Raw genomic sequence first — 25,523 nt, 5'->3', positions numbered from 1 at the left:
ACTGAACCGCCGGTCGCCCAACTCCATCGCGGTTTTTTTTGTTGCAGGTCCCTATAGGAACGCGAAGCCGGTCCGCCCGTTTAATGCGCACAGCAAACGAAAGGCGCCGATTTCATTCAAGCCATTGGGCGGGAGGTTTCATTGAAAACACAGTCTCAATCGGTCGCACGGGCTCACCCTTTTTATGCCGCATTGCAGCAGGAAGAGGTCCAGGATTTTCGTTGGGGTCACCAAACTGCGGTGCGGCATCAGGTCCTTCTTTACCAATCCTCATTGACCCGATCCTGAAAGGTATGGCCTTTTCAGGAGCTTCGTAATAGCTTCACAAACCAAATCTCAACTTCGGGAAATCAAGACTACCTCTAGAATATACGGCGGCGCGACAAAGTTGCGTTGGCATCTTATGTGGCCGCGTCGTAAAGAGCGTTCGGCTGATATCACAGCAAGTGCAAGTAGGTAATGAAAACTAAAGAGAAATTTCAGCCCACTCGCGGCAGCCTCTTCATTCCCGGTGGTACTTCGGGTGTGTTGTTGGTTCATTCTCTCGGGGGGTCTCCGCTAGAGATGAAGTCGGTGGCCCATGCGCTTTCGCGCAAGGGAATGACGGTTTATTGCCCCGTCGTGCCTGGCCTCACCTTTGGAACCGACGTTTCCGGGCTCTCGACTTGGCATGATTGGTATCAGGCCGTTTCGAAGGCATTCGATGATCTACGCAGCATTTGCGACACCGTTATTATCGGCGGCGCATCTGCGGGTTCGATTTTAGCACTGCGTCTTGCCGCGTATCGCCAGGATCAAGCCTCGGGTTTGATGCTTTATGCGCCCACGCTGGCTGTGAATGGCTGGGCGATCCCGAAGATTATCAAACTGTTCCATTGTGTCACGGATAAGTGGACCGCGCGGCTCTTCAAGTTCCGCACACCAGCACCTTACGGCATCAAGGACGAACGCGTCCGCAATTTCGCCCTCGATGCAATGCGCGGTGCCGACAATATGCCGGCCGACATAACTGTACGTGGCGGCGGCACCGTTTATGAATTCTTCTCATTGGTGAGAAACGTGCGGCCGATGTTGTCGCTCGTGAAACTTCATACTTTGATCTTCCACCCCCGCCACGACGATCAGAGCGACATCAAGAACACGATGGCTCTGCAGCGTAAGCTGGGGGGTATCGTCGAAGTTTCTGTTCTTGACGACAGCTACCACCTCGTGACGCTTGACCGTCAGCGAGGTTACGTTGTCGATCGGACGGTCGAATTCGTCGATCGCGTGCTGGCAGCGGAAGCCGCAAAGGCGGGTCGGAAGCAGACCACGGCTAATTCGAAGCAATTGGGTGCTGCGGAGTAGAGTTGTGCGCAGCCTTTTTGGCTGCATCTCGCGTTGCCTTGGCTGATTTCGTCTTCTTATTTTTGCTCATGTGGCTCGGCCGTTTGGCAGGCCTCGGCGCAGGCACGTTCACGATCTTCTCGTTAGCTGCGCCGGCCGCCGGTGCGGCTGCAGCGTTTGGCACGCACGGCGGCAGATCGTCGGGCGCGCGCGTCCAGATGAACGACTTGCCCAGAAATCTCATACCCTTGTAACCCGTGACCTTCAGCTTATCCGGGCCGATAAGATCAAGGGCGACGCTGTACGATTTTCCCTCTTTGGGATCGTACACCCAGCCGTTGTCGAAGCCGCCTTCCCTAAGCTGCTCGAGATTCCCAAGAACGGGCAAGCCGCATATGGGACGATTGCGCATGCTGGGTTCCGGATTGTAACGGTCGGTTTTAGGTTCGCCACGAGGCGTCAGCGGCTCTTTGAGCCAATAGATCTTGCCGCAAAGAGTTGTGGGGGTGCAGATTTCAATCTTAACAGCGCCCTTGCCGGTGTCATCGTACCAGATCCCAGCTTCGCGCGGATCGGCCTCGGCGGCCACGCCGCAGGCAATAAGGCCAGCTAGAACGGTAACTACGCGCAGCGATGCACCTGAAAAACTGGAAGGATTGGTGTAACGCATGACAATTAACCGCAGAGCTAAGGCCAAGTTTCCAACTCCTATGCCTCGAAAACGGCAAAACATTGAAGTCAAATTGTTAAACGGCTGCTAAGACTTTCCTAAGCACATATCGCTGAGCGCGCAGCCTCCCAGATTGGATTATCGGCGTCACTTTGCGCTCCCAGTCTCGAAGGCACCTCAATGGTAGTAACACCATATTGGCGGTATACGGGATTTTCACGTCACGTGCGGCGATTGCATTCGCGGAATGTTGGCCGTGCCGAGACGTAGGGCTTAATTAAAACGCGAGATTTGGCACGCCGATGGTTTTTACTCTTGCGCTTCGCAATTTGCTGCATGATCGCGTGCGCCTCGCCGTAACGTTGATCGGTATTCTGTTTTCGATTGTTCTCGTAGCCGTCCAACTTGGCCTTTACCTCGGTTCAAGCGAAATGATTACGGCGAATATCGCACGTTCGAACGCCGACCTGTTCATCACTACGTATGGCGCTAAAAGTTTCGAGGACGGCGGAATTTTATTGTCGGATCGCGAACGCCATCAGGCTCTGGCCACGCCGGGAGTAGAAGCGGTCGTCCCGCTCGTCGTCGCTTTTGCTGAATGGAGGAAACCGTCGGGTGGCTCGTCACGCGTTGTCCTCATTGGCGCCGACGCCGATGATCATGGTCTCGTTCCGTGGTCGCTGACCCAGGGTACACTCGACGACATTAAAGCCCCTGACGCGATCGCGGTCGACCGCACTTATCTAAATGAGCTTGGGGTGAAGGGAATTGGCGATACGGCCCAAGTTGCGGAGGGACGCGTGAAAATCAGAGCGCTCACCGAAGGTATCCGTTCGTTCACGCAATCGCCCTATGCGTACACAACACTAAATCGGGCGCGCCAGTTGCTCGGCGTCGGCGATGACAAGTCCACTTTCCTTCTCGTGAAATTGGCGCCCGGCGCCAACGTCGCAAAGGTGCAGAAAGACCTCGCGAAGCGGCTCGATTCCGCCGACGTTTTGACCAAACAGCAATTCGAAAATAGAAGCCTGACGCAGTGGCTGTTCCGAACCGGAGCGGGCCTCGCTCTGATAGGCGGCGCCATTCTAGGCAGCCTCGTCGGGACGGTTATTGTCGCACAGACGCTCTATTCGAGCACCAAAGACCACATTCACGAATTCGCGACATTGCGTGCGCTGGGATCGTCTAAAGCCTACATCCACAAAGTGATTTTGGCTCAAGCCGGCCTCAGTGCAGTCATGGGTTATATTCTCGGCATGACAATCGCGATGATCATACTGTATGCCAGCAAGAATTCGTCGCTGCCTCTGGTCATGACTCCAGGTTTGGCGTTCTGGCTCTTCGCGTTGACGCTCTTCATGTGCGCGATTTCGGCACTTTCAGCCATCGTAAAAGTAACGAAAATTGATCCGGCCACGGTGTTCGCGCGATGACCAATTCCCCCGTTTTGCACGCCGACAACATCGTCAAGGAGCTTGGCTCCGGGGCAGGTTTGGTCGTTGCCGTCAAAGGCGCATCGTTGGACCTGGTACCGGGAGAGTTGACGCTGCTAATGGGGCCATCCGGCTCCGGCAAGACAACACTGCTGTCGATCCTTGGCTGCATCATGAAGCCAACCTCGGGCAGCCTGTTCATCGCCGATGAGAAGATCGACGGTTTGTCCGCGGAAAGTCTCGCCAAGGTCCGGCGCGACCACATCGGCTTTATTTTTCAGTCCTACAATCTCTTCCCTACCCTGAATGCTCTTGAAAACGTCCGGATCGCGCTGGACGTTAGGGGCGTGAAAGGCTTTGCGGCGACAAGCCGTTCGGAAGAGGTTTTGCGCGAAGTTGGCCTCGGTCACCGTCTCACAAGCTATCCCGGCAATCTGTCGGGCGGTGAACAGCAGCGCGTCGCGGTGGCGCGAGCTATTGCCAGTTCGCCGTCGATCGTTCTGGCCGACGAACCGACGGCCGCTCTCGATAGCGAGAACGGTCACGCGGTAATGTCGCTGCTTTCGAGAATTGCCAAGGAACAGAACCGTAGCGTGCTCGCCGTCACGCACGATCCCAGAACCTTGGGTTATGCCGATCGCGTCGTTCGCATCGAGGATGGCAAGATCGTTGGCGAGGAGCGCCGGCCCGAAGGCATCAACGCTCCCGAAATTACCGATTTGACCAAGAGGCGAAAGTTGCATGCTTAAAAAAATTGATCCCGCCGTCTCGACGATTCTGATCGCGGCTGCGATTGCGATCTCGCTGGGATTCGGCATCCAGATGATCGGCAATAGCGGCTCATTGAGCGACCTGACAGGCACGGCGCGTGCGGACACACCTGCGCCGGTGGCGCAATGGGCCGCCTCTGCCACGGGGCGGGTAGAGCCGAAGAATGGTGAAGTCAGAATTGCCAGCGAAGTCGCAGGGAAAATCGTCGAGATCCTTGCAAAAACCAATGACCAGGTGAAAGCAGGCGATTTGCTGCTGCGTCTCGACGATGCCGACTATTACACAAAGATTGCCGCGGCCGCAGCCGAAGCCGGCGTCCGCGAACGCGAGCGCGCCGAAGAGCAGGCGACGGGTCTGGCGCTCGATCGCCGGAATGCCGAGGATGCGGTAGCAAAGGCGCATCGCGACGTCTTCGCGGCACAGGAAGCATTCGACAACGCTTATCGTGCGGAGAAGCTAGGCAATGGTAGCTCGGATGCAGTCGAGGCCGCTCGCAAGGATCTGGCGTCTAAAAAGGACGCGCTTGCCGACGCAAAAGCAAAGCTTGTCGAAGTCGATGCAAAGCCAGGCATGCCGTTGCCGCAGCGGCTCGAGTCTTCGCTCGCTCAGGCACGCGCAGATCTGACATCCGCTGAACTGGCTCTTGAGCGAACACGCGTCAGAGCTCCGTCCGATGGGACCGTCCTTAATGTATTGGCTAAAGTTGGCGAAACTGCTGTGCCGTCACCGGACAGCGCACTGATCGATTTCGGCGATCTGTCGAGCCTCAGGCTCCGCGCCGAGGTTGAGGAACGGGATGCCGCGAAAGTTCACGTCGGCCAGCGGGTGGTCGTGAAGGCCGATGCCTTCCCGGACAAAACCTTCGAAGGAACGGTTACATCCATCTCGCAATCGCTCGCTGCACCGCGCATCGCGACGCGCGGTCCGCGACGGCCAAATGACGTCGAAGTCGTCGAGGTGATGGTTGCACTCGATGGTCATCCGCCTCTCTTCACGGGCATGCGCGTCGATACTTTCTTCAAGCTCGATAGCAACAGTCAGGCGTCGGCGGCGTCCGCTAGTACGAAGACGAACTAGGCGAGGGTGAAGGTTCTTACTTTAAAAATGGGCGCCTACCGCGAGGTGGGCGCCCATTTTCATGTGCAGAGTGACGTACAGGTATCAAGCTGCGGCTTGCATCGTGGCATCGACATGTGCCGCGAGCTTTGGATCGAGCCCTAGAGCAGTAGAAAGTTCCGAGAGAAATTGCTTTTCTGCGGGCGAATTGTCGGCGACCGCCATCCGTGCCGCCGTGTAAAGCTGCACCGCCTCCTGAGGTGACTTGACGGACGCGGCCAATTCCTGGACCGAGCGCGGATTGTTCAACTCTTTCGCAAGAAACGCCTCGGCTTCGCTGCCGATCCCTGCCTGCGATAGACTTGAGACGAGTTTCTCGTGTTCGTCGGAATCGATCCGCCCGTCGGCCGCGGCGGCGGCGATCATCGCTGCGATGTAATGTTGTGCCGCCTCGTTCGTGACTGCACTCGGTTCGAAGCCAGAGCCTGCAGGTGGCGCGGTGGCTGACGTCGCGCCGGTGATCAAAGGCTTGCCAGCTTGATAGTTCTGCAGCGCCTTGTAGGCGAGTCCGCCGATCATCGCGAGTGCGCCGAGCCGAACCGCCGTAGACGCGAGCGATCTGCCGGTTCGCGTGCCGAGAACCAGGCCGCCCAGCCCACCCGCTGCTGTACCCGCGGCGAACGGATTGTTTTGCAAAATACCTTTGAGCTGTTCGAGGACTTCTGCGGTCTTCGGGTCGGATGCGGCTCGCCGCATGGCTTCGGAAGCTCCCGTCGCTTCGCCGACTTTCGATGCACCTTCGCCGACTCCCTGTGTCGCTTGCGTAAAGATCTTGCCAAGGACATCGGTGATGCTGCCGCCATCGGTGACTGCGCCGCCGGCCTGGTTGAGCTTGTCTTTAATTTGAGCAAGCACATCACCGAGATCCGGACCGCTGCCTGCGGCCGGCGAGTCAGGACCAGGAAGCGGTCCACCAGACGATGACGTACTGCCCGTGGCCGAAGGCTGTCCGAACTGACGGGCCAGGTCACCGAGGATATCTCCAATACTTTTCCCGGCTCCGTTCGGACTCGCGCTTTGCGTACTCCCTGCGGATGTACTTTGTTGTTGCGATAGGCTTTTGCCGATCTCGTTTATGAGATCGCCAAGGCCGCCGCCGCCGGAGGTAGATTGGGACGGCTGAGCGGCACCGCGAACGATATTTTCGAGGATGGATTTGGCGTCGAACATGGCGGGGGGTCCTTCCGTTGCGATCGCTACGGGGGAAAGTAGTCATCGGCGAAGCTTCGTACAATTGCCCGATGGAATATGCTTTCCGATTTATTCCGCCGCCAGCGGCAATGGACGCCGATCTGGAGGAAGAATTTCGGGATGCGCGGCCTCCGGCTCATCTCTTGGACCAGCAAAGCGACCGAAAATGCGCTGCATCAACCATCCGAAGTCGTCCATCACAGTAAAGAAAGACGGCACGAAGATCAGGGATAGCATAGTTGATACCAATAGACCGCCGATGACCGCGATGGCCATCGGAGCGCGGAATTCTCCGCCGTCCCCTAGCGCGAAGGCGCTGGGAAGCATACCCGCCGCCATCGCGAGCGTCGTCATGATGATGGGCCGTGCGCGCTTTCTTCCGGCGTCGATGATGGCTTCCCGCCGCTCAACGCCATGCGCAATCTCCTCAATGGCGAAATCGACGAGCATGATTGCGTTCTTGGTCACGATGCCCATCAACATCAACAACCCGATGTAAACGGGCATGCTGATCGAATTATCCGTGACCAGCAGGCTCAGCGCCACGCCGCCGAACGAGAGCGGTAGAGATAAGAGAATTGTAATCGGCTGGAACACGCTGCCGAACAGCAAAATCAACAGCCCGAGCACGATCAGAATGCCGGTACCCATCGCCGTAATGAAGCCGTTGGCAACCTCGTCCTGAACTTCCGCGTCGCCGGACGGCTGCAACGTGACCGACGCCGGAAGATTTTGATCGTTGATGACCTTTAGAAACCGCTCACGAGCGACACTCAACGGCACGCCACGATCCAAATCGACGCCGACGACGGCACGACGCAAACGGTCGAAGCGCTCGATTGCTGCGGGTCCGCGCCCGAATTCTACAGAGGCGACCGCGGTCAGAGGGATGGCTTTGCCTTGATCGTTGGTGACGCGCAGTTGTTCTATCCGCTTAAGATCGGTGCGCGTATCTTCGTCAAGTTGCACGCGGATCGGGACCTGTCTGTCGCCGACGGTATATTTGGCAAGATTGAAGTCCGCATCGCCGATGGTTGCGACACGAATGGTTTCTGAAATTTTTTCGGGTGCCACTCCGAGGCGGGCCGCTGCATCGAGACGTGGAACAATCTGAATCTCCGGCCTGTCGGTCGATCCGGTCGCCGCAACGTTGCGGAAGCCAGGGACCGTTCGCAAGGCGCCCTCAACCTTGCCGATGGCGCGGTTGAGATCGTCGCCATTGCGTGACAACATCGAGAACGACAATTCGCGTTCGCCGCGTTCGTTGATGTACCAGGCGCGGCTGTCGGGCACATCTGCAAGCTTCGACGCGATAATCGTCTTTAGTTGCTTTTCCGTGAGCTTCCTTTCGGTCTTCGGCACGAGCTTCACAAAGAGCGAAGCGCGTCGAACATCGAGTTGGCCGGTCGGACTGGTCCCTCCCAGAACGAACACTTGCGAAACTTCGGGAATGGTCCGCAGCAATTTCACCATTTCGTCTGTCTTCGCGCGCGTCTCAACAAGCTGCGTGCCGGGCGGCAACTCCACCGCAACGACGACGCGCGACGTGTCTTCGTCCGGCAGAAAGCCGGTTGGCAGAAGCGTCGTTGCATAAACGGACGCCGAGAACAGCGCGACGCCGGTGACAAGCGTCAAGTAGCGCCAGCGTAGCGTTGTCGCGAGGAAACGGGTGTAGAACCGCATCAGCGCGCCATCGACGTGCGGCTTTTCTTCGATGGGCCGCATCAGATAGGCAGCCATCATGGGCGTTATCAGTCGCGCCACGAGCAGCGAGAACAGCACGGCAACCGCGACTGTCATTCCGAACTGGCGAAAGTATTGGCCGGCAATGCCACCCATAAAGGACACAGGCGCAAAGATCGCAACGATCGTCAGCGTAATTGCAATGACAGCAAGCCCAATTTCATCCGCCGCTTCGAGTGCCGCGCGATAGGGCGACTTGCCCATGTGCATATGACGGACGATGTTCTCGATCTCGACGATGGCGTCGTCGACGAGGATCCCGGTTGCAAGCGTGATGCCGAGCAGGCTCACGAGGTTAAGCGAAAACCCCATCGCGCTGATAGCCCAGAACGTCGGAATTGCCGCGAGCGGTAACGCAACAGCCGAAATAAGAGTGGCGCGTAGATTGCGTAAGAAGAGAAGCACGACGAGAACGGCGAGAACAGCGCCCTCAATCAGAGCTTCCATCGCCGCGACGTAGTTGCCTCGCGTGTAGGACACTGCATCGTCGATTTTCGTCAATTTGACATCTGGATAGTCGGCCTGCAGCTTCTTGAGGGTTTTATTGACCGCATCCGATACCGAAAGCTCGCTTGTGCCTTTCGTGCGGAAGATCGAGAACGAAACAACAGGCTGTCCGTTGAGGCGTCCAAACGAGCGCTGCTCGCTTGCGCCGTCGACGACAGTACCCAGATCTTTGAGGCGTACCTCTCGGCCTCCGGCGAGAATAATCTTGGCGTCCGCGAGCGCAGCGACACGCCGGGCTCCCGCAAGGGTGCGGATCGCTTGCTCCTGACCACCGACTTCACCGCGTCCCGAGCCGAGATCGACGTTGGTCGCTGCAACCTGTTTGTTCACATCTGCCGCGCTGATACCGTACGCCAGCAGCTTATCGGGATCGAGGTTGACACGGATTTCCCGATCGACGCCGCCATAGCGCTCGACGCGACCGACTCCCTTGGTCGCTTGCAAGCGGCGCTTGATAACGTCGTCGACGTGCCAGGATAATTGTTCGAGCGTCATTCCGGGCGACGTTGCTGCGAACGTCAGAATGGCCTGACCTTCGACCTCGATGCGTTCGATCACGGGTTCGTCGATGGTACGCGGAAGATCGCCGCGAACTTTTGCTATGACATCTTTAACGTCATTCAAAGCCCGGTCCGTATCGGTCTCCAGCCGGAATTCGATGACCGTTGTCGATGTACCGTCCGTCAGGGTCGAAGTGATGTGCTTTACACCGGTGATATTGGCGACCGAATCCTCGACAACCTTTGTGACTTGCGTTTCAAGCTCCGCCGGAGCTGCACCCGACTGCGTAATGACAATCGAGATCAACGGAATGTCGATGTTCGGAAAGCGCGTCACCGGTAGCTGCTTGAAACTCAAAGTTCCAAGCAGCATCAACACCGCAAAGAGAACGATCGCTGGAACCGGGCGCCGGATCGACCACGCCGAGACGTTGATTCGCATCAGCGCGCCTCGCTCAGCTTGGCAGCAGGCGCAATCGGACGAACGACATCCCCGTCGCGCAGGAATGTCCCGGCACGCGTAACAACCATGTCGCCTTCGTGTAGTCCCTTCTTCACTTCGACGAGATCGCCGCTGATCAATCCGACAGTCACCAGGTGTTTTTTGATCGTGTTGTTTTTTACGACCTGCACAGATGCCACGCCCTGATCGAACGTAACCGCCGACGAAGGAATGCCGAGGCCACGGCTGTGTGCCGTTTCGATCAGACCACGCGCATAAGTTCCGATCCGGAGTTGCGGGTTCGAGCCGAGGAAAATCTTGACCCGGCCAAGTCGTGTGGTCTTGTCCACTTCCGGTGAAACGAGGCGCACGCGACCTTCGAAATTGCCGACCTGCGGAACGGTGACGATCGCTTTTTGTCCGACCTTGACGTTCTTCAACTCCGTCTCGACGATCTCGGCATCAAGCTCGATTTCGCCTCTTTGAATGATGCGAAACATCGGCTCGCCGACAGAGGAGGCAAGCGCACCCATACGCGCGGTTCGCCGGCTGATGACGCCATCTTGCGGTGCGGTCACGTCCGTATTGCTTCGCCGCCATTCGAGCTCGCGGCCTTGCGCTTCGACCTGTGCCTTCTCTGCTTTTGCGGCAATGAGCCCGTCGCGTGCGGCAACGAGTTGCGCGGCCGTCGTTCGCGCGGCGCTTTCGCGTTGGTCGTAGGTCGCGCCGGAAAGATAGCCTGACTTCTTCAGCGGTTCGGCGCGTTGAAGTTGGGCTGCGGCCTCTTTCGCTTGAGCTTCGGCCTGAGCGATCTGGCTTTCGGCTTGTGCGATCGCGGCGTCGGAACGTGCGAGGTTTGCCCGGTTCTGTGCAATCTGAGCGTCAATCTGTTCAGAGACAAGACGCGCGAGCACTTGCCCTTTCTTTACGTGATCGCCCTCGTCCGCGAGAAGTTCAAGCACACGCAGGCCCTCGATCTCCGGAGAGACGAGTATCTCCTCACGTGGGATAAGCGAACCTGACACGACTGCGGTTTCGATGAAATCGTTCGTCTTGGCGGTTGAAACGGTAATGGCCGGAGCCGCCAATGGCTTCGCCGCCTCCAACCGCTCTGTCTGGATGGCCGCGGTGTGTTTCTTCTGAACGTAGATATATCCGACGGCTGCCGAAGCGCCTAAAAATGCGAGCGTAGCTATGAGTTTCCCAAACGTCATCGGCGCACCTCGACCAGAGATGCCTTGGCGTCGTCCATCGCAGAAGCGTCCGTAGGATTAAGCAAGGACCCCACCATTTCGATGACGACGGGAAGGACCGAGCGCATATTCGCATCGGGTTCGATCGCGCGCCGCCAGAACATGCCGTCGCCGAGAACGTTGAACACTTTGGCGAGCGTCGGAATGTCCACGCGCGGCGCGATCCGGCCCTCGTCCTTCAGTCGCTGAAAGAGCGCCTCGAAACTATCGGAGCAATATTTGTCGACGCTCATGAATATTTCCGCGATGCGGGGATTGCGCGTTGCCTCGATGCCCATTTCAATGACGAACCGCTGCTTCTCCGGAGACTCGTCAATGAGGTAATGCTCGCCGATCGCAGCCAGAGCTTCGAGAAAGTCAGGCGCGCTCGCGAGCTTGGCAAACTTCTCCGCGAATTCGGCTCGGTCGCGTTCGCACAGTCCGGCGATCAGCGCTTCCTTGCTATCGAAATAGACGTAGAGCGCACCAGGGCTGATGCCCGCTTCCCGGCAGATGGCCTGCATCGTCGTCGCGTGAAAACCGCCGCGAGCGAAACAAGTGAGCGCGGCATCTAGGATGTTCTCGCGGCGCGCGCGCTGCGTGTCCGGTTTGAGTTTGGGCATTGCTGAAAAATTTCGGCCAAACAGTTTTAAAAAAAGAATGAACGTTCTGTTTGTCCGACAAATACGGTAGCGTCAAGGCGAATAGTTGTTCGTTTTGTAAAACGCCGGAGATGTTGAAAGCGGGCGGTATCGCGTCCGAAAAGTAGATTAAAGAACTGAGATAGAAATAGAATCCGGGCCGCGCGAGTGTTGCAGGAAGCGAACGGTAAGAGAGGAGCAGTAGGTCCCGCTGCCCACCGCTCCTCTCTCCCTCGCCCGGCAAACCGGACGAATCCCGAAATAGAATTGCAAGCGCCCCGAGCCTTCCGCGGAATACGGGCCGGAGATCACGACTGAGAAGTCGTCATGTCGAATGGAGAGGCTCGACTGGTTTGCAACCCGGTTTATCTGGTTGCTTGGCGATGAGTTTCAAGCAGTCAAAAAATGAGGGCGCATACGATTACGGACGACACGGCGTGCCTGTGAAGATGCACACGGTGCCGGCACCGCCGCTAAGGCAACGCTCCTCCGTATTTTGTGCACGAGCCCAGTTCGCGTAATCGGGACCGAGCTGCGAAATGGAGCGTACCTTGCGCCGCCAAAGAGCGCGGGCCTTGATCTTCGCCAGCCAGACGTAGCGCGCTTCTTCGCCGCGCGCCATGATGGGGGTCTCGGCGCATGTGCCGGCACGAACCGGCAAAGATGCAAGACAACAGCTAGTGAATGCGGCTGCGCCAAGTGCCATGCCCGCGATTGCTTTGGCCATATTGCGAGACCCTTTTCTCAATGTCTGAACTGTGGGCCGGTCACCGTCCAGTGAACCGAAAGTGATGATCCTTCCACGATGCCGTCCGCGCCCTAAAATTGAAAGAGCACGTTGACCGTCCCGTAAGGCGACGTGTCCGTTGCGCCCCAGTCGTCCACTCGGGTCGAAACGCCGCCCGCGACGGAGACCTCGCCTCCGGTCCAATCGTAGCGCACAAAAAGCCCTGCCCGGCCATCCCAGTCCCCGTTTCTGGTCTCGACATTTTTGTCGTAGCGAAGTTCGGGGCCGATGGAGAGATGCGGCTCGGCCCGCCAGCCGGTGCGCCATCGTGCGGAAGACTCATGTCGTGCTGTCGCATAACTGAGATCGAGCGAAGACCATGATTGCTCGGTGATATTGAGCCAAAGTTCTAAAGCACCTTTGAACCCGTAATCCGTGCCATCGCTGTGATTAGCGGGATCTTTTGTCAAATGTTCCTGATGCGTCAGCGATGCGCCAGCGAAGGCTTTGGCGGTTAGTTCGCCAAGCCGCAGGTAATATCCGATCAGGATTTCTGCGTAGGAGTGATCGAGCGTATATTGCTGGCTTCCGCGCCCTTTGTCGGTACAGGCATCGTTCTTCGTCGCATCTCCGCAGGGAGCGCGCGGGGGTCGGCCGTCGTAGCTGTATTGCCCATAGCCGCCCCCGACACGCAACCGCCAACCGTCGCTATAAATATCGCTGCTTGCCGGCGCGACGGTCAGGCCAGAATAAAGAAGCCATTGATCGCGAGCAGTATCGACCCCCGCCCATGTCTCCCGCCATCCATAGGGGGATGCATCTGAAGATGGATCGGTGACTTGTGCGAAAGCCCCGTTCGCCAGAAACAACTGTAGCATCGCGGCGGGCGCGATACCGCCAACTGCTGTACGAAGCCACCGTTTTCCAGTCCCCGAACGCGGCCACATCGAAGAAACTCAGGAACGACGAAACGCCCATATTCAACAAAACGACCATAAGTCAGATGACGTACACGGACGGTCAAGCTGAATAAAAGATGTCGGCATGATTTGAGAGCGCGAAGCCGGGCAGATTTCCCGGGTCGAAATATTTTTTTGCGGCGCGGCCAACGTCAGCGTGGATGATCATGGCATTGTCAGCAAGCCACCCTAAATAACGCTATGTCGCCAGCGTGCTTGGCGTTCGCGCGCACGCAGCTGTGAGATGCGCCCGCCGGGCCATCATGGTAACTGGAAGACTAGCGGCGAACGCGCCTAAATCTCGCAAGAGAAAGATGCAGGCCAATCAACGGCTGCACAGCGTATTGGGTCTGGGAGGACGCAACTTATGTCGGATCTCACGGAGAAAACTCCGAGAAATATTTCGCCTTACTATTCATTTTTTCAAACGCTGTTCGAAACGATCGATACGGCATCGCTATTCTGGCAACCGTTGCTTAGGGCCATTGGCAGCAGCCAACTCGAAGTCGCGGGCCTGCAGGCGCGGCAGGCCCAGGCCATGGTCCATTGGACCCACGAGTTGATGCGCTTCGGCTCGCCAATCGATGTCGCCGGAGCGAATGCGCGCCTTTGGCAAACGATGCTCGGAAACTGCGTTGACGCTGCTCCGCGTGTCGCTGCTGCAGCCAGTTGCGCAACACAATCGGTTCCGATCGCATTGCCGTTGCCTGCTTCCCGCCCCAGGGACGCGCTTATTCTTCTAGATCGCGAACGGCGTGTGCGGCCGGCCGACGAGAAGCCGCTTGAGCGCAAAGTCGCTTGATGGCTTGAGAGATCGTCTTTGGAGAAACCGGGTGCGCTTCGGTTCCTCGATCGCGAAACGCCGATAACGTGCCGCCGTTTGGTTCAAGGCTGCACGTTGCTATTTCAACTCGGCCATCGCCTCGGCAAATCCCTTCAATGAAATGGGGATACCGATACCCGCTTCCTCAGTCTGGAAGATGATGAAGATTGCCGTCTTGCCGGACTTGAGTTGATCGACGAGATGGTCGTCGACAACCACTTGCGCATAGCAGGCGAAGCTGTGGCAGCGGAGGAAGGGAGCGTGTCCCACGTCCTTGCCATCGATCTTTAGTCCAAGGCCCGGAGGGAGCAGCACGCCTAACGGCGCAAACACGCGAAGCACCCGCGTGCCATTCGAGAACTTCTGAAAGTAAACCGTCAGACCGATATTGTTCTTGTCCTCGGCAGTCACGCTTTGGACAAGGGCGCAGACGGGATTTTTCGAGCCAGGTGGAGGGTCCTTACAGACAACCTGCCAATCGCCGTGCTGGGATTTGACATTTCCCTCAGGAGCCTCAACCGCGAACGCGGGTTCGGGAAGAAGTGTCGAAAGTAGGGTTTGTGCAGTTGCGAAGGATACGGCAAGGGCGATGAGGAAAAGCGGAGAGCTGGCTCTGGAGCACTGCCCTGGCGTTCCGCGTGAACCCGGAACTCGACCACCGGAACGGGAATTATGAGCTGGCAAGAGACTGTCCTTGCTTTCACGGGCAGCACACCCCGGCACAGGATTATACGGAGCCGGGCTTATTAGGATGCGCTACGTCGTCCAGGAATTCGGCCGAATTCTGTTCGTCGCGATGAACACTTCCTCCCGCACGGCACTATGATTCGCAAATAGTTCTGCACCGTTTCGCGAATAAATGACGCACAAACTTGACTTGAGTATTGCGAAGCGCTTGTGCTCTTAATCATCCTGCCTTAGCACGTGTGACGAGCGGTTGGGCGCTTCACTGAAGGCAAATCCCGGTTGAAGAAACCGGGCAATAATAAACGGGGACGGTGCGCGGAAGCGCTATCGGGATAATGGGAGACTGTCGGATCGGCGAGGTGCCGGCCCGACGAATCGGGAGCGAAGGAATGTCTAAAGAGATGTTTGGCGCGGTCGCCATTCTGGCGATCGTTTGCTTGGCGGTGGCATTTGGCGGTTTAACTCCCGCATTCGCCGGTCTTGGGCAACCGACCGATGGTGAGTTGGGCCTTCAGCTTTCGGCCTCCCCTATCATGGACCAGATCACGAGCCTCTTTAACGTGGTCAATACCATCCTCATCGTCATCGTGCTGTTTGTTCTCGTGCTGTTGTTGTGGGTGATGTTTCGCTTCAACGAGAAGAGCAATCCCGTTCCGTCGCGCACCACGCACAACACCATGCTTGAGGTTGCGTGGACGATCGTTCCGATCCTCATCCTTGTCGGTATTGCCATTCCTTCATTTCATTTGCTTTTCAACCAATACGCTTTTCCCAAGCCCGACGTGACCATCAAGGTGACTGGTAACGCCTGGTTCTGGGATCACGAGTACATGGACGATAAGGTGACGGTCACGTCCAATATGGTCAACGACGAGGACATCTTGCGCGCCAAAATGGGCGACGATGCCTTCGACAAAAAGTATGGCGCGCTAACGGGCACGCAGTTGACTAAGGCGCTCTATGACGACTCGCTTCCGGTTTGGAAGGAAGATCATAAGCTGCGCCGGTTGACCGTCGATCAGGAGATCGCTGTCCCTGTCAACAAAGTCGTCACTGTGCTCGTGACGTCGAATGATGTCATTCACTCTTGGACGATTCCTTCCTTCGGCGTGAAGATGCAGGCCGTGCCCGGCCGTACCTCCGCCGTCTGGTTCAAAGCCACAAAGATCGGAACTTACCGCGGGCAGTGCTCGGTTCTTTGCGGCAAGTTGCACTCGGCGATGCCGATCGTCGTTCGCGTCGTTGATCAACCCGTCTATGATTCCTGGATGGCGGCGCTGAAGGCGAAAGACAGAAAGAAGGCGCAGAAGATTCTCGACGACGACGCGGCTGCGCACGCTAATCAGTCGGTCGCGGCGGCTCAGTAAACAGGACTTCTGGCGGCAGCAGGTGGAACCTGCTTCGCCGGTGTTTGGCTAAACATTCGAAGAAACTTCCGGGACAAGGGCTCTAGGATTATGGGAAGCACGGCATACGCAGAGGGCGACAGTCACGATCACGCACCGGGTTTTTTTAGACGCTGGTTCTGTTCGACAAATCACAAAGACATTGGGACCATGTACTTGCTGTTCGCGATCGTGGCGGGCTGCATCGGCGTGTTTCTGTCTTTGATGATGCGGCTGGAGCTTGAGGAGCCCGGCTTGCAGTACTTCGCCAATCCCGGCGTTTATAACGTATTCGTCACCGGGCATGGCCTCTTCATGGTCTTCTTGATGGTCATGCCGGCGATGATTGGCGGCTTCGGCAACTGGTTTGTCCCGTTGATGATCGGCGCGCCGGATATGGCCTTTCCGCGCATGAATAACATCTCGTTCTGGCTGCTGCCGGCCGCGATGATCCTGCTTCTGATTTCGCTGTTTGTGCCGGGAACGGCCGATGCCGATGGCGTAGGTACGGGCTGGATTCTTGTTGCGCCGCTGTCGAGCAAGATCGGGCATCCGGGCCCGTCCGTCGATTTCGCGATCCTCTTTTTGCACTTGGCGGGTGCGTCCTCGATCCTTGGCGCGATCAACTTCATTACGACCATTTTCAATATGCGCGCTCCGGGCATGACACTGCACAAGATGCCGTTGTTCGCCTGGTCGGTGCTGGTCACCGCCTTCTTGCTGCTTCTGTCGCTGCCGGTTCTAGCCGGTGCGATCACGATGCTGCTCACGGACCGCAACTTCGGCACGACCTTCTATGACCCGGCTGGTGGTGGCGATCCGTTGCTCTATGCGCACTTGTTCTGGTTCTTCGGCCACCCGGAAGTTTACATTCTCATCCTGCCGGGTTTCGGCATGATCAGCCATATCGTCTCGACCTTCTCGAGAAAGCCAATCTTCGGTTATCTCGGGATGGCCTACGCAATGGTCGCGATTGGTCTTGTCGGCTTCGTCGTGTGGGCGCACCATATGTACACCGCCGGTCTGAGCGTCGACACGCAAGCCTACTTCATGTTCGCGACGATGGTTATTGCCGTCCCCACGGGCGTGAAGATCTTCTCCTGGATTGCGACGATGTGGGGTGGTTCGATCCAGTTCCGCGTCCCGATGCTTTGGGCTCTGGGCTTCATCTTCCTGTTTACCGTCGGCGGGGTGACAGGCGTTATGTGTGCGAATGCTGGTATCGACCGTTCGCTGCACAATACCTATTACGTCGTCGCGCACTTCCACTACGTGCTGTCGCTCGGTGCAGTCTTCTCGATCTTCGCGGGCTGGTACTACTGGTTCCCGAAGATGTCGGGCTACATGTACAATGAATTCCTCGGAAAGCTGCACTTCTGGCTGACGTTCGTCGGCGCAAACATTCTGTTCTTCCCGCAGCACTTCCTTGGTTTGGCTGGCATGCCGCGCCACTACGCTGATTATCCTGAGGCGTTTGCTTTCTGGAACCGTGTTTCGTCGATCGGCTCGTACATCACGACCGCCGGTCTCCTGGTGTTCCTCTTTGCGATGTTCTACGCCTACTTCATCCGCAAAGAGAAAGCGGCAAGCAATCCGTGGGGTGTTGGCGCCACGACACTCGAATGGACTTTGCCGTCGCCGCCGGCGTTCCACTCCTATGAAACGCTGCCGCGGATCGCGGCAACTGATCACCACTGATCGGTCACGGCAAGCGGTTCAGCGGCGGGTATGCAAACGCAAGCCCGCCGCTCTCGCTAGAAAAAAGTGACGGCTCGAACGCGATGGACGCAGGCACGCACCAGCAATGAGTATTCAAAGCGAAATCGGCCAGGCTGATTTGGTCCTGGAGCCTAGCGTCGGCGATTTCATTCAATTGATGAAGCCGCGCGTCATGGCTCTTGTCGTTTTTACGGCTCTCGCGGCCATGCTGGCGGCGCCCGCGCCCATTCATCCGGTTCTTGGCAGCATTGCCATTATCGCGATCGCTATCGGGGCCGGCGCCTCGGGCGCGCTGAATATGTGGTACGACGCCGACATCGATGCCCGGATGGCGCGCACTGCCGCGCGTCCGCTGCCCAGAGGTCGGATCACGCCGGACGAGGCATTGAGCTTCGGCGGGGTGTTGGCCGTCGGATCCGTCCTGACGCTTGGCGTCCTGGTGAACTGGACGGCTGGTGCCCTGCTCGCACTGACGATTGCCTTCTATATTTTCGTCTACACGATGTGGTTGAAACGCCGGACACCGCAGAACATCGTGATCGGAGGTGCCGCAGGTGCTTTCCCGCCAATGATCGGCTGGGCCGCCGTGACGGGCGACATCAGCCTGCAAAGCATTCTGCTGTTTCTCATCATCTTCATGTGGACTCCGCCACATTTCTGGGCCCTGGCCCTCTACCGTTGCCGCGACTACGAGCGCGTCGGGGTCCCGATGCTCCCTGTCGTTGCCGGTCCGCAAGAAACGCGGCGCCAGATCCTGATCTATTCCATTCTGCTGGTTCCCCTGGCAGTAGTGCCTTACTTCGTGGGTCTCGGCGGATTGGCTTATCTCGCTCTCTCGGTCGCTCTCGGCATCGTGTTTTTGGCGCTTGCGATCCGCGTTTACTTCACCACGGAAGGGCGTGAGGCCGATACGGCGGCGCGCCGTCTGTTCCTGTTCTCGATACTTTACCTGTACGGCTTGTTCGCAACGCTTTTCGTCGAAGCGCTGGTCAGTCGTGTCCTGGTTTGAGACCTAACCCAATGAGCGACAACGCGAAGGACAAGAAGCAATCCGAAGAGGCCGCCGATAGGATACGGCGCCGCCGCTCTATTGCGATCGCTTTGACCCTCGGTTTTATGGTTTTCGCATTCTACGTCGCCACAATTGTTCGGCTTGGCGGCAACGTAGCGAATGGCGTGTATTGATGACGAAGGCGAGAGACGTGCAGTCCGATAGTGAAAACGCAGCGAAGGCCTCTCGCAACAATCGACGGGTCGTCACCATTTGCTTGGGAGCGCTCGCCGTCATGGGGGCGATCACGGCCTATTCGCCCACGCTTTATCGAATGTTTTGCAGCGTGACCGGATATGGTGGCACGACGCAGCGTGCGACCAGCAACACCGCCAAAGTTCTCAATCGTACCATGACCGTTCGTTTCGACGGCAGCGTCGCGCAAAACCTGCCGTGGAAATTCGAACCCGAAGTCACCAAGATGGATGTCAAGGTCGGTGAGACGGCGCTGGCGTTTTTCCGCGCGACGAATTTGTCCGATAAAACCGTAACCGGGCAAGCCGCATACAATGTCACGCCCGAAGCGCTGGGCATTTATTTCAAGAAGATCGCCTGCTTTTGCTTTAATGAGCAGACCCTCAAGCCGCACCAGACGGTCGAAATGCCGGTGACGTTCTTCGTCGATCCAAAGATGGCGGACGACCCCGACACGAACATCCTGACCGACGTGACGTTGTCTTATGTTTTCTATCCCGTTGCGAGTGCGACGGCTGACAATACTTCTCGCACTGCGAAGTCGGGAGGGTAGGAGTAACAGAAGTTCGGCATAACGAAACAAGACCAAAAGAAACGGGATCGAAAATTGTCCGGGCGCGAGCCCGAACGAGATTTAAGATTTCGATCTGGGAGTACGAACGGGGACGACGGAGACTGAAATGGCAGACTCGCACGTGAAGCATCATGACTATCACCTGGTAAACCCAAGCCCTTGGCCGCTTCTATCGTCTATGGCGGCATTGGCTACGGCCATCGGCGCAATCGCCTGGATGCGCACGCACGTCGATGGTGAAGGTGTGCTCGGGATCAAGGGGCCGTATCTGTTCGCAATCGGTATGGTTGCTCTGATCGCCTGTGCATGGTCATGGTGGCTAGACATCATCCGTGAAGCTAATCAAGGCTATCAGACGCCGGTCGTGCAGCTTCACTTGCGCTACGGCATGATCATGTTCATCGCCTCTGAGGTGATGTTCTTCGTCGCTTGGTTCTGGGCATATTTCGACAACGCCTTGTTCCCGGGCGATGTCCACCAGCTCATGAACAACGCTGGTCAGATGGTCGGAATGACCACGCGCAACGAACTCTATGGTGGTCATTGGCCGCCGGCGCCCGCTGAAACTGCCGCAGTCATCCCGGGCTTTTTCAAACACACCTTCAATCCGTGGGGCCTGCCGCTTGTTAACACGCTCATCCTGTTGACGTCTGGTTGCACGGTTACGTGGGCTCATCACTCGCTTTTGAAGAACGACCGCCGCGGTCTTGTGATTGGCCTCATTTTGACGGTTCTGTTGGGCCTGACGTTCACCGCCTGCCAGGCGATCGAGTATAGCCACGCCGGCTTCAGCTATGCCGGTCACAGCTATGGCTCGACATTCTTCATGGCGACGGGCTTCCACGGCGCGCACGTGATCATTGGTACGATCTTCCTGCTCGTCTGCCTTATCCGTGCTCTCAGAGGCGCCTTCACGCCGCAGCAGCACTTCGGCTTTGAAGCAGCGGCTTGGTATTGGCACTTCGTCGACGTCGTCTGGCTGTTTCTCTTTGCCTGCATCTACGTTTGGGGCGCAGGCCCGCTCGCGCCCGGTGCCGAGTAGCCCTGTGGCTAATTGTGGATGAAGTAGGTTCAGAGTATGCGGGAGGCGGCCCTTGGTCGCCTCTCCTGTTTTCGGAAGGTCCCAAAGGATAATCTTCCCTTCGCGACTGCCGCCGCTCGACGACTACTTTGCAATATTGGAAAAATGAGAATCGAGGCCCAGGTGCCCAACTCAAGCTCGTCCGTCTCGCCCCTGGTTGTCGGTTTGAAGTGCTGCTGCCCGCGCTGTGGAAAGGGAAAGCTTTTTTCCCGTCTGCTCAATATGCGCGAGCGATGCGATCAATGCGGCCTGGACTATCGGTTCGTCGATACCGGTGATGGACCCGCCGTCTTCGGAATTTTCATTCTCGGCGTCCTGTGCGTCGGCGGCGCGCTCATTGCCGAGTTTAAATTCGGCGTTCCGTGGTGGGTGCATGTCCTGCTGTGGGGCGTTCTCACGCCGATCTTCGCCGTTTTTCTCCTGCGTTTTCTGAAGGCGACGTTGATCGCTTTACAGTTCAAGAACAAGGCCGAGGAAGGCCGCCTCGCCAAGGAGTAAAGATGTTCGCACGTTGGCGCGCCGCAGGTCTGATTGTACCCACGCTTTTGACATTGGCGTTGCTGCCGGTCCTAATCGGCCTTGGAAACTGGCAATGGCATCGTAAGGCCTGGAAAGAAGGGTTGATAGCGAAGATCTCGGCCCGAACCACCGCCGCGCCTGTGTCCTATCCGGAAGCCTTGGCGAAATACGTTAAAGATGGAGACGTCGAATACCTCCATGTCCGTGTGACCGGTACCTTCGACTACGGCAGAGAGCTCTATCTGTACGCGCCAACGACCGCTGCTCAAGGTTGGCACGTCTACACATTGTTAAAGCCGGAAGGCGGCTTGCCTCCGGTGTTCGTCAATCGGGGCTGGGTTCCGGACGAACTCAGAGATCCGTCGAAACGTGCGGAAGGGCAGGTTTCGGGGCCGGTAACGGTAACGGGTTTGGTACGCCTGCCCGAACACAGAGGCTGGTTCACGCCTGATAACGACTACGCCGGCAACCGCTGGTACTGGCGCGATCTCGACGCCATGCAATGGGGGGCTCAGGGGCCGCCGACGCCTCTCAAGTTCTCCTCGGAAAAACACCAAGCTTATGCACCGTTCTCCATCGACGCCGACGCATCGCCGCCTAATCCAGGCGGCTGGCCGAAGGGGGGTACGACGGAAATCCACCTGCCCAATTCCCACCTGCAGTACGTCATCACATGGTACAGCTTGGCAGTAGCCCTCATCGGCGTCTTCGCGGTATTTGCCCGGGAGCGGCTTAAAAATCAAAAAGAGCAAAGAAAACAGTAAGGTAAGCCAAAATTCCCGCCGTTGCGCCAATGGCTTGTTCCTGTCCATTGGCACCACTAGGTTTGGCATCGCTCGTTAATTCGTCGGCTGAAAGATCGTGACTTTGAAATATATTTCTACGCGGGGTGGAGCGGATACGCTCGGGTTCGAGGATGTTCTTCTCGCGGGGCTTGCGCGCGACGGCGGACTTTACGTGCCGGAGGTTTGGCCGACATTGCCAGCCAATACGATCGCGTCGTTCAGAACGAAGTCCTTCGTCGAGATCGCGGTCGACGTCATCCATCCGTTCACCGGCGACGAAATCTCCCGCGCCGAACTTCATCGCATGGCGGCCGAAGCCTATGCGACCTTCGATACGCCGGACGTGACGCCGCTTGTCGAACTAAAGCCCGGGCTGATGGTCCTGGAGCTTTTTCACGGTCCGACGCTCGCGTTCAAGGACGTTGCGATGCAGCTTCTGGCGCGCCTGATGGACCACGTGCTTGAGAAGCGAAACGCGCGGGCAACGATCGTCGGCGCAACATCAGGTGATACGGGCGGCGCCGCAATCGAAGCATTCCGCTCATCGAAGCGCGTGGACGTTGTCGTCCTGTTTCCGGAAGGACGCGTTTCGGATGTGCAGCGGCGCATGATGACAACGCCGAAAGAAGCGAATGTGCACGCGGTTGCGGTTCGCGGCACGTTTGACGATTGCCAAACACTCGTCAAGGCGATGTTCAACGATCACGCTTTCCGCGATCGCGTCGAACTTTCTGGCGTCAACTCGATCAATTGGGCCCGCATCGTCGCACAGGTCACCTATTATTTCTGGGCGGCGTCGCGGCTCGACGCAAATGGAAAGCCGCTGTCATTCGCCGTTCCGACCGGAAATTTCGGTGACATCTTCGCAGGCTACGTCGCAAAGCGCCTTGGGCTTCCGATCGAAAAGCTGATTATCGCGTCGAACGAGAATGATATCCTTCCGCGTGCCGTGGAAACGGGCGTCTATGCGATGAAAGGCGTCGTCGCAACCACGTCGCCATCGATGGACATTCAGATCTCCTCCAACTTCGAGCGCTACCTATTCGAAGCGTCTGACCGCGATAGCGATTTCGTCCGCAGCGCGATGGCCTCGCTCATTGCGACCGAACGCTTCGAACTCGGTCGTGTGTGGCCGCAGCTTCAATCTGATTTTGCCGCCGTTTCTGCCTCCGAAAGAGACGTGTCGACCGCCATAAACGGCGTGAAGTCAAAGTATCGCTATGTGCTCGATCCGCACACCGCGTGCGCTTTCGTTGCCGCGGAACGTGTTGCAGCCGAAGGAAATACCGTCGTGCTCTCGACCGCACACCCTGCGAAATTTCCCGATGCCATAGAGGCAATCACCGGGGCGCGACCTAACCTTCCTTCTCACATGGCGCATCTGATGACCGATGCGGAAAGGTTTGAGACATTGCCCAATAGCTTGTCTGCCGTACAGGATTTTGTCCTGAAGCATTGTCGCGTCGCTACAGGAACCGCCTGATGACAACCACCGAGCTGACGACGCTCGCCAATGGCATCCGCGTTGCGACGCAAAGAATGCCGAACCTTGAAACGGTATCGCTTGGCGTATGGGTTGCGGTCGGATCTCGTCATGAACGCGACGACCAGCATGGGCTCTCCCATTTCCTAGAGCATATGGCCTTCAAAGGCACGAAGAGACGTACGGCTAGGATGATTGCGGAAGAGATCGAAAGCGTGGGCGGTGATCTCAACGCGTCGACGGGTCTGGATACGACCGCTTACTACGCGCGGGTTCTCAAGGGCGACGAGAACGTGGCGTTGGAACTCATCGCCGACATACTGCTCAACTCAAAGTTCGCGAAGGAAGATCTGGATCGCGAACGGGTCGTCATCCAACAGGAGATCGCGGCCACCGACGACAATCCGGACGACATTATCTTTGATCTGATGCAAAGCGCGGCCTTCCCCGGCCAGGCTATCGGCCGGCCTATTCTGGGTACGAAGGCAAGCGTCGGACGATTCCGCGCGGCCGACCTAAGCTCTTACCTTGCCGAGCATTATCTTCCCGAAGCTATGGTCGTTTCCGCTGCCGGAGCTGTCCATCATGGGGACATCGTCCGCCACGTTGAGGCCCTATTCGGCGGGCTCACTCAGAGGCACCGTGAAACCGAGTCGCAGGCGCAATATCGGGGCGGCTTTGCGGCGTCGGCGAAGCCGTTTGAACAGAGCCACGTTCTGATAGGACTGCCGTCGCCGTCGTGCTTGGACCCAGCTTTTTATACTGCGCAGGTTTTCTCCGGACTGTTCGGCGGCGGCATGTCATCCCGTCTGTTTCAGGAGATCCGAGAAGATCGCGGACTTTGCTACTCGATCTACTCGACGGTGTGGGGGGTAAAGGATACGGGAATGCTGGCTGTGCATGCCGCAACTGCGCCTGAAATGGTCGAAGGGCTCGCTGCCGTGGTCGCTCAAGAGCTGACCGCGCTCGCCGACTCCGGTCCGACCGATGCCGAGTTGCTTCGCGCCAAAGCCCAGCTGAAAGCCGGCCTGCTGACGGCGCTTGAAAGTTCGTCCGTCAACGCCGAGCAGATGGCGAGACAACTCCTCGCGCAGGGGCGGTTTGTTGCGACCTCCGAGCTGATCGATGAGGTCGAGAATGTTGATCGCGAACGGATAAGAGAGTTCGCCGGCAGCCTCAAAGACAAACCCGCGACTGTCGCCGTGATCGGCTCGGGCCGAAAGTCAACGGCACAAGCGACGCGCGTTGCGGCATTGTTCACGCCGGCTGGCTCTGATGCTATGACTGAGCAGGGATCGAGGTAAGAACGCCGTGGCTTTTCTTCGTGCAACCCGCTCGGAAGAAGATTTTGACGGCTTTCGTGGCCGCAACGTCGTATTACGCCAACCGTTGACCGGCGATTATGCCGAATGGGCAGAGCTGCGAGCGTTGAGCCGCGCACATCTGACGCCCTGGGAGCCGACCTGGGCGCACGACGATCTTTCGCGGACGATGTATCGGCGCCGGCTTCGCGCCTACGCGAAAGACGTTCGCGACGACGTCTCCTATCCCTATTTCATTTTCGACAGCGCCTCGGGCGCGCTCGTGGGCGGCCTGACTTTGTCAAATGTGCGCAGAGGATCAGCGCAGACTGCGTCGCTGGGCTATTGGATGGGCGCGCCCTACGCCGGGCAAGGCTATATGCGGGATGCCGTCATGGCCCTTCTGCCCGTCGCGTACGGTCCACTCCGATTGCATCGGATCGAGGCGGCGACGATGCTCAACAACGCCGCATCCATCCGTGTCCTTGAAATTTGCGGTTTTGAGCGCGAGGGGCTGGCGCGTTCGTACCTCAAGATCAACGGACGGTGGGAAGATCATTTGCTTTATGCACGGGTTAACGCTGCATCGCTCTCCGCTGCCCCACGCGAAAGCGGAGGGTCTTGAAGCTCATGGGGGGACGGAGAACAACGAACCGTTTAAC

General features: G+C 57.7%; 24 protein-coding genes. 16 read left to right on the top strand and 8 right to left on the bottom strand.

The genetic code is table 11. The features are described 5' to 3' along the window. Nucleotides 1-459 precede the first annotated feature (459 nt). On the top strand, nt 460-1,347 hold the full coding sequence (locus VHB22_RS15915) for an alpha/beta hydrolase (protein ID WP_325457968.1): 888 nt from the start codon (nt 460-462) through the stop codon (nt 1,345-1,347). Here the strand turns inward: VHB22_RS15915 and VHB22_RS15910 are convergent. Beyond that, entirely contained in the window at nt 1,316-2,023 is a 708-nt protein-coding gene (locus VHB22_RS15910) for a DUF2147 domain-containing protein (RefSeq protein WP_325457967.1), read from the bottom strand. The genes VHB22_RS15915 and VHB22_RS15910 overlap by 32 nt on opposite strands. 275 nt (nt 2,024-2,298) lie before the next feature. Here VHB22_RS15910 and VHB22_RS15905 point away from each other — a divergent pair, with 275 nt between their 5' ends. The 3 genes from VHB22_RS15905 to VHB22_RS15895 are packed head-to-tail and all read left to right on the top strand — an operon-like array spanning nt 2,299 to nt 5,277. Continuing rightward, nucleotides 2,299-3,429, top strand: coding sequence for an ABC transporter permease (locus VHB22_RS15905; RefSeq protein WP_325457966.1), 1,131 nt, complete (start codon nt 2,299-2,301; stop codon nt 3,427-3,429). Continuing rightward, nucleotides 3,426-4,178, top strand: a complete 753-nt coding sequence (locus VHB22_RS15900; protein WP_325457965.1) for an ABC transporter ATP-binding protein — start codon at nt 3,426-3,428, stop codon at nt 4,176-4,178. Before VHB22_RS15905 ends, VHB22_RS15900 begins: the two co-directional genes overlap by 4 nt. Further along, entirely contained in the window at nt 4,171-5,277 is a 1,107-nt protein-coding gene (locus tag VHB22_RS15895; RefSeq protein ID WP_325457964.1) for an HlyD family secretion protein, read from the top strand. Before VHB22_RS15900 ends, VHB22_RS15895 begins: the two co-directional genes overlap by 8 nt. Nucleotides 5,278-5,361: 84 nt before the next feature. Here VHB22_RS15895 and VHB22_RS15890 read toward each other — a convergent pair whose 3' ends face one another. The 6 genes from VHB22_RS15890 to bcsS form a co-directional block, all read right to left on the bottom strand. Continuing rightward, entirely contained in the window at nt 5,362-6,486 is a 1,125-nt protein-coding gene (locus VHB22_RS15890) for a tellurite resistance TerB family protein (RefSeq protein ID WP_325457963.1), read from the bottom strand. Between the two features lie 90 nt (nt 6,487-6,576). Next, entirely contained in the window at nt 6,577-9,699 is a 3,123-nt protein-coding gene (locus tag VHB22_RS15885; RefSeq protein WP_325457962.1) for an efflux RND transporter permease subunit, read from the bottom strand. Continuing rightward, the gene (locus tag VHB22_RS15880) at nt 9,699-10,913 is read right to left on the bottom strand and encodes an efflux RND transporter periplasmic adaptor subunit (RefSeq protein ID WP_325457961.1); all 1,215 of its coding nucleotides are present in this window, start codon (nt 10,911-10,913) and stop codon (nt 9,699-9,701) included. The genes VHB22_RS15885 and VHB22_RS15880 overlap by 1 nt, the downstream gene beginning before the upstream one ends. Continuing rightward, nucleotides 10,910-11,554, bottom strand: coding sequence for a TetR/AcrR family transcriptional regulator (locus VHB22_RS15875; RefSeq protein ID WP_325457960.1), 645 nt, complete (start codon nt 11,552-11,554; stop codon nt 10,910-10,912). Before VHB22_RS15875 ends, VHB22_RS15880 begins: the two co-directional genes overlap by 4 nt. A 439-nt stretch (nt 11,555-11,993) precedes the next feature. Next, the gene (locus VHB22_RS15870) at nt 11,994-12,299 is read right to left on the bottom strand and encodes a hypothetical protein (RefSeq protein ID WP_325457959.1); all 306 of its coding nucleotides are present in this window, start codon (nt 12,297-12,299) and stop codon (nt 11,994-11,996) included. A gap of 92 nt (nt 12,300-12,391) precedes the next feature. Beyond that, entirely contained in the window at nt 12,392-13,177 is a 786-nt protein-coding gene (bcsS, locus tag VHB22_RS15865; protein WP_325457958.1) for a cellulose biosynthesis protein BcsS, read from the bottom strand. A 448-nt stretch (nt 13,178-13,625) separates the two neighbouring features. On the opposite strand from bcsS, the gene VHB22_RS15860 reads away from it, so the two are divergent. Further along, nucleotides 13,626-14,060 carry a hypothetical protein gene (locus tag VHB22_RS15860; RefSeq protein WP_325457957.1) on the top strand — a complete coding sequence of 145 codons (435 nt, stop codon included), beginning with the start codon at nt 13,626-13,628 and terminating at the stop codon, nt 14,058-14,060. Nucleotides 14,061-14,159: 99 nt separating this feature from the next. Here the strand turns inward: VHB22_RS15860 and VHB22_RS15855 are convergent, their stop codons facing one another. Then, nucleotides 14,160-14,765 carry an invasion associated locus B family protein gene (locus VHB22_RS15855; RefSeq protein WP_325457956.1) on the bottom strand — a complete coding sequence of 202 codons (606 nt, stop codon included), beginning with the start codon at nt 14,763-14,765 and terminating at the stop codon, nt 14,160-14,162. A gap of 392 nt (nt 14,766-15,157) precedes the next feature. Between VHB22_RS15855 and coxB the strand changes: the two genes are divergently transcribed. The 11 genes from coxB to VHB22_RS15800 all read left to right on the top strand — a co-directional run bounded on the left by coxB (nt 15,158) and on the right by VHB22_RS15800 (nt 25,486). Further along, on the top strand, nt 15,158-16,135 hold the full coding sequence (gene coxB, locus VHB22_RS15850; protein WP_325457955.1) for a cytochrome c oxidase subunit II: 978 nt from the start codon (nt 15,158-15,160) through the stop codon (nt 16,133-16,135). Nucleotides 16,136-16,225: 90 nt separating this feature from the next. Further along, nucleotides 16,226-17,851 (top strand): cytochrome c oxidase subunit I, encoded by a 1,626-nt coding sequence (gene ctaD, locus VHB22_RS15845; protein ID WP_325457954.1) that lies wholly within the window; start codon nt 16,226-16,228, stop codon nt 17,849-17,851. 106 nt (nt 17,852-17,957) lie between these two features. After that, on the top strand, nt 17,958-18,881 hold the full coding sequence (locus VHB22_RS15840; RefSeq protein WP_325457953.1) for a heme o synthase: 924 nt from the start codon (nt 17,958-17,960) through the stop codon (nt 18,879-18,881). 11 nt (nt 18,882-18,892) lie between these two features. After that, nucleotides 18,893-19,057, top strand: coding sequence for a protein CoxF (locus VHB22_RS15835; protein ID WP_325457952.1), 165 nt, complete (start codon nt 18,893-18,895; stop codon nt 19,055-19,057). After that, nucleotides 19,057-19,671, top strand: a complete 615-nt coding sequence (locus tag VHB22_RS15830) for a cytochrome c oxidase assembly protein (protein WP_325457951.1) — start codon at nt 19,057-19,059, stop codon at nt 19,669-19,671. The genes VHB22_RS15835 and VHB22_RS15830 overlap by 1 nt, the downstream gene beginning before the upstream one ends. A gap of 127 nt (nt 19,672-19,798) precedes the next feature. Beyond that, entirely contained in the window at nt 19,799-20,734 is a 936-nt protein-coding gene (locus VHB22_RS15825) for a cytochrome c oxidase subunit 3 (protein WP_325457950.1), read from the top strand. A gap of 144 nt (nt 20,735-20,878) precedes the next feature. After that, complete coding sequence (locus VHB22_RS15820) at nt 20,879-21,271, top strand: DUF983 domain-containing protein (RefSeq protein ID WP_325457949.1); 393 nt, start codon at nt 20,879-20,881, stop codon at nt 21,269-21,271. Between the two features lie 2 nt (nt 21,272-21,273). Continuing rightward, on the top strand, nt 21,274-22,056 hold the full coding sequence (locus VHB22_RS15815) for an SURF1 family protein (protein ID WP_325457948.1): 783 nt from the start codon (nt 21,274-21,276) through the stop codon (nt 22,054-22,056). A 103-nt stretch (nt 22,057-22,159) separates the two neighbouring features. After that, nucleotides 22,160-23,560, top strand: coding sequence for a threonine synthase (gene thrC, locus VHB22_RS15810; protein WP_325457947.1), 1,401 nt, complete (start codon nt 22,160-22,162; stop codon nt 23,558-23,560). Continuing rightward, the gene (locus tag VHB22_RS15805; RefSeq protein ID WP_325457946.1) at nt 23,560-24,864 is read left to right on the top strand and encodes a pitrilysin family protein; all 1,305 of its coding nucleotides are present in this window, start codon (nt 23,560-23,562) and stop codon (nt 24,862-24,864) included. The genes thrC and VHB22_RS15805 overlap by 1 nt, the downstream gene beginning before the upstream one ends. 7 nt (nt 24,865-24,871) lie before the next feature. After that, complete coding sequence (locus tag VHB22_RS15800) at nt 24,872-25,486, top strand: GNAT family protein (protein ID WP_325457945.1); 615 nt, start codon at nt 24,872-24,874, stop codon at nt 25,484-25,486. Nucleotides 25,487-25,523 lie beyond the last annotated feature (37 nt).

It is taken from the genome of Hyphomicrobium sp. (genome assembly GCF_035548195.1).
Taxonomy (GTDB): domain Bacteria; phylum Pseudomonadota; class Alphaproteobacteria; order Rhizobiales; family Hyphomicrobiaceae; genus Hyphomicrobium_B.
This window is presented reverse-complemented; position numbering and strand designations above follow the sequence as displayed.